Here is a 4442-nt window from a genome sequence, read left to right as displayed (position 1 = left end):
CGCTGTCACAGATCGACGTCGCCAAGCGCAAGGAGGTGATGAAGGATGTCGAGGCGATCCTGCAGGACTCCGGCGTCATCATCCAGCCCTTCTGGCAGAAGCTCTACTGCCACATGAACAAGAAGGTGAAGAACTACTCGATGCACCAGACCTACGAGATGGACTTCCAGAACGTCTGGCTGGATGCCTGAGCGCGCCCGGGCTTCATGAGCCGCAAAGACTTCATGAGCCGCAAAAAAGGCGATATGCAGGAGGCGTGGTGGCAAGCGTGCCGCCAAGCCGCCGAACCTCGGAGATCCTGCATGAAGCCGATAGTGCTTGCCGCTGTCTTCTCGATTGCCTTGCCCGGCGCCGTGCTCGCCGGGCCGGCCTCCAACGCCGTGAAGTTCTTCTATGTGCCTTCGGTGAAGTTCGAGGGAGACGCCAAATACCGCGACCGTTTCACCGAGCCGGTCACCAAGCTGTTCGAAGCCAACGACAAGGCGCAAAAGGAGAAGCCCGACGAGGTGTCCTGCCTCGACTTCGACCCAGGCCTCGACGCGCAGGATTTCGATCAGAAGACCCTGTCGAAGACGCTGAAGCTCACCGAGACCGTCAATGGCGACACCGCCGAAGTGACGGCCAACTTCAATCTTTTCCCGGAAGGCGATGACTCCAAACGCGAAATGGTGTGGTCGCTGAAGAAAGTGGACGGCAAGTGGAAGATCGCCGACATCAGTTCCAAGACCAGCGACTGGAAGCTCAGCGCGCTGGGATGCGGTGCCTCGACGGAGTGATGCCGTGCCTCGCCGCTTTGTCCTCGCGCTGGCGAGCTTGTCGATGCTGGCCGCGGGGCTGAGCGGCGGCGCCTCTGCGCAGGGGCTGTTCGGCGCGCCGCCGCCGAAAGCCTCATCCGGCGACAACACCTCGCCGCCTGCGGTCGACACGTCGCCGCCTGCAGCCGCTGCGCCGGACAGCAAGCCGGCCGAACCGGCGCCTGTCGCGCCGGTCCTGCCCGGATCGCCGACCGCGGTGGTGAAGCCCTTCTACGAGCATCTCGGGCTGGAGCTCGATCCTGCGCAGCGTAAGAACTTCACCGACCCGGCGAAAACCGTACTCGACAAGGCGGACGCGCTGCGCGCCTCGGGCCAGGGCGAATGCCTCGACCCCAACATGGCGCTCGACAATGCCGACTATGACAAGCTGGCCATAGACCGGAGCCTGCGCACCATCGAAGCCGTCAATGGCGACGAGGCCAAGGTGGTCGTTGCCTTCGTCGTCGAGGGCCACCAGCACCGCCTGGAATGGAAGCTGAAGAAGGTCGGTGGCGCCTGGAAGGTCTCCGATCTCCTGTCGGTCACCGGCGAATGGGCGCTGAGCCAGTACCAGTGCGAATGAAAATGACCAAAGATCAGTGTCGGCGATCCTTCGCGCCCCCCTCTGGCCTGCCGGCCATCTCTCCCACTTGGGGGGAGATCAGAGGTCACGCCGGCTTTCGCCAATCTCCGACGTTTCAGGATAAGCGGGCCGCCGAAGCTGCCAATCTCCCCCCTTGTGGGGGAGATGTCCGGCAGGACAGAGAGGGGCGCTGTCCCGCCAGCCTTTCGCAACAAATTTCAACCTCTCCCGCGATAGGGCGCCACGCCCGTATCGGGCAGCCACGCGTCCTTGGGCGGTGCGCCGGTCTGCCAGAAGACATCGATCGGGATGCCGCCGCGCGGAAACCAGTAGCCACCGACGCGCAGCCAGAGCGGCTTGGTCGCCTCCACGATCCGGCGGCCGATCATCACGGTACATTCCTCATGGAAGGCGCCGTGGTTGCGGAACGAGGTCATGAACAGCTTCAGCGACTTCGATTCCACCAGCGTCCGGTCGGGTGCGTAGTCGATGACGATGTGGGCGAAATCCGGCTGGCCGGTGACCGGGCAGAGCGAGGTGAATTCGGGGCAGGTGAAGCGCACGATCGCCGGCGGACCATCGCCGCGCTGGAACGGCACGGTCTCCAGGACCGCCTGTTCGGGGCTCTGTGGCGTCTCGACGTGCTTGCCGAGCTGGGTGAGGTTCTTGGCGTCTGTCATGGGCGGCTCCTCGCAGCCGTCCAAGGTCTGGGCGGCAGGCAAAACAAGCGGAAATTGCGCCGCAACCTTTCGGACGCGGCGGGTTTGGGCCGCTCAATAGCATCGGACCGAAAAGTGCGCAGCGGTTTTCGGACGAATCCGATGCGAGAAATGGAAGCGGGAGCGGCGCGACGCTCCCGTGCAAATTGAAACGGCAGGAAGACGATGACCAGCAACGACCCGCTTCTCCGACCCTACCAGCTCAAGCACCTGACGCTGAAGAACCGGGTGATGTCGACCAGCCATGAGCCGGCCTATTCCGAGGACGGCATGCCGAAGGAGCGCTACCGGCTCTACCATGCCGAAAAAGCCAAGGGCGGCATGGCGCTCACCATGACGGCGGGCTCGGCGATCGTCTCGCGCGACAGCCCGGCCGCTTTCGGCAATCTGCATGTCTATGACGACCGCATCGTGCCCTGGCTCGCCGAACTGGCGGATGCCTGCCATGAGCATGACTGCAAGGTGATGATCCAGATCACCCATCTCGGCCGCCGCACGGGCTGGAACAAGGCCGACTGGCTGCCGGTGCTGTCCGCTTCGCCGGTGCGCGAGCCGGCGCACCGCGCCTTTCCGAAAACCATCGAGGAGTGGGATATCGAGCGCATCGTCGCCGACTATGCCGCGGCTGCGCAGCGTTGTCAGGCGGCCGGCCTCGACGGCATCGAGTTCGAATCCTATGGACATCTGATGGATGGCTTCTGGTCGCCGCTCACCAACCATCGCGACGACGAGTTCGGCGGCTCGCTCGACAACCGGCTGCGCTTCACCGACATGGTGCTCGACGCGGTCCGCGCCGCCGTCGGGGAAAAATTCATCGTCGGCATTCGCATGGTTGCCGACGAGGATCTCGAAAAGGGTATCTCGAAGGAAGTCGGTGTCGAGATCGCCAGGCGGCTTGCCAATTCCGGCAAGGTCGACTTCCTCAACATTATCCGCGGCACGATCGAGACCGACGCGTCGCTGACCAAGGTCATCCCTGTGACCGGCATGCGCTCCTCGCCGCATCTCGATTTCGCCGGCGAGGTGAGGGCGGCGACCAAGTTCCCGACCTTCCACGCGGCGCGCATTTCCGATGTCGCCACGGCGCGCCACGCCATCGCCACCGGCAAGCTCGACATGGTCGGCATGACGCGCGCCCATATCGCCGATCCGCACATCGTCAGGAAAGTGATGGAAGGCCGCGAGCACGAGATCCGGCCATGCGTGGGCGCCACCTATTGCCTCGACCGCATCTATGAGGGCGGCGAGGCGCTGTGCGTCCACAACGCCGCAACCGGTCGCGAGGCGACCATTCCGCACATCATCGCGAAGAGCGAAGGACCGGAGAAGAGGGTCGTGGTGGTGGGGGCGGGCGCTGGTGGTCTTGAAGCCGCGCGCGTCGCGGCCGAACGCGGCCACCAGGTGACGGTGCTCGAAGCCTCCAGCCAAGCGGGCGGCCAGGTGCGGCTCGCCACCCAGAACCCGCGCCGCAAGGAGCTGATCGGCATCATCGACTGGCGGCTGGCCGAGCTCGACCGCCTCGGCGTCGAGATCCGCTATGACACCTGGGCGGAGAAGGACGATGTGCTGGCGCTGGCGCCGGATGTCGTGATCGTGGCGACGGGCGGCATGCCGCAGAACCCGCCGCTGACGGAAGGCGACAATCTCGTCACCTCGAGCTGGGATATCATGGCAGGCTCCGTCAAACCGGCCGAGAATGTGCTGCTCTACGACGACAATGGCGGCCATCAGGGCATGGGCGCGGCCGAACTCATCGCCAACAGCGGTTCGAAGCTGGAGCTGGTCTCGCCGGAGCGCTTCTTCGCGCCGGAAATGGGCGGCATGAACCACGTGCCCTATATGCGCGCCTTCCACGAAAAGGGTGTCACCGTCACCATCAACACAAGGCTGCGTTCGGTGCGGCGCGAGGGCAACCAGCTCGTCGCCGAGCTCGCCTCGGACTTTGCCGACGGCTGGCGCGGCGAAAGGCGCGTCGACCAGGTGGTGGTCGAGCATGGCACGGCGCCGCTCGACGACCTCTATCTTGCGCTCAAACCGCTGTCGAAGAATGGCGGCGCGGTCGACTATGAGCGGCTGGTGAACGGCGGCGACATCTTCCCATCCCGCAATGCCGAAGGCGGTTTCGTGCTGTTTCGCATCGGCGACGCGGTCGCCTCGCGCAACATCCACGCCGCCATCTATGACGGCATCCGGTTCGGGATCAGGATCTGAGGGGCAGGTCGCCGCGCGAAATCGCGGCGGCGGGAAAAGTGCCGTAAAGGGCTGCGTTATCGGTTGCGGTTAGCCCGCTCTCCGCGGTCGGCTGTTCACTCGGCTCCCAAAGTCATTGTATATGCTTGTATGTAT

The 4442-nt window shown here is 64.5% G+C and carries 4 protein-coding genes and 1 pseudogene; 4 read left to right on the top strand and 1 reads right to left on the bottom strand.

Annotation, left to right across the window (positions count from 1 at the left end):
* The 3 genes and pseudogenes from EOA27_RS24100 to EOA27_RS24090 all read left to right on the top strand — a co-directional run.
* Positions 1 to 191: pseudogene (locus EOA27_RS24100) on the top strand (diguanylate cyclase); the annotation flags it as partial.
* A 111-nt stretch (positions 192 to 302) separates the two neighbouring features.
* Positions 303 to 776 (top strand): DUF3828 domain-containing protein, encoded by a 474-nt coding sequence (locus EOA27_RS24095; RefSeq protein ID WP_126083118.1) that lies wholly within the window; start codon positions 303 to 305, stop codon positions 774 to 776.
* 4 nt (positions 777 to 780) lie between these two features.
* Entirely contained in the window at positions 781 to 1377 is a 597-nt protein-coding gene (locus tag EOA27_RS24090; protein WP_126083117.1) for a hypothetical protein, read from the top strand.
* Between the two features lie 218 nt (positions 1378 to 1595).
* Here the strand turns inward: EOA27_RS24090 and queF are convergent, their stop codons facing one another.
* The gene (gene queF, locus EOA27_RS24080) at positions 1596 to 2057 is read right to left on the bottom strand and encodes a preQ(1) synthase (RefSeq protein WP_126083116.1); all 462 of its coding nucleotides are present in this window, start codon (positions 2055 to 2057) and stop codon (positions 1596 to 1598) included.
* Between the two features lie 204 nt (positions 2058 to 2261).
* Between queF and EOA27_RS24075 the strand changes: the two genes are divergently transcribed.
* Positions 2262 to 4307, top strand: coding sequence for an NADH:flavin oxidoreductase (locus EOA27_RS24075; protein WP_126083115.1), 2046 nt, complete (start codon positions 2262 to 2264; stop codon positions 4305 to 4307).
* Positions 4308 to 4442 lie beyond the last annotated feature (135 nt).

Origin of the sequence: Mesorhizobium sp. M2A.F.Ca.ET.037.01.1.1 (assembly GCF_003998075.1) — a bacterium.
Lineage (GTDB): Bacteria > Pseudomonadota > Alphaproteobacteria > Rhizobiales > Rhizobiaceae > Mesorhizobium.
This window is presented reverse-complemented; position numbering and strand designations above follow the sequence as displayed.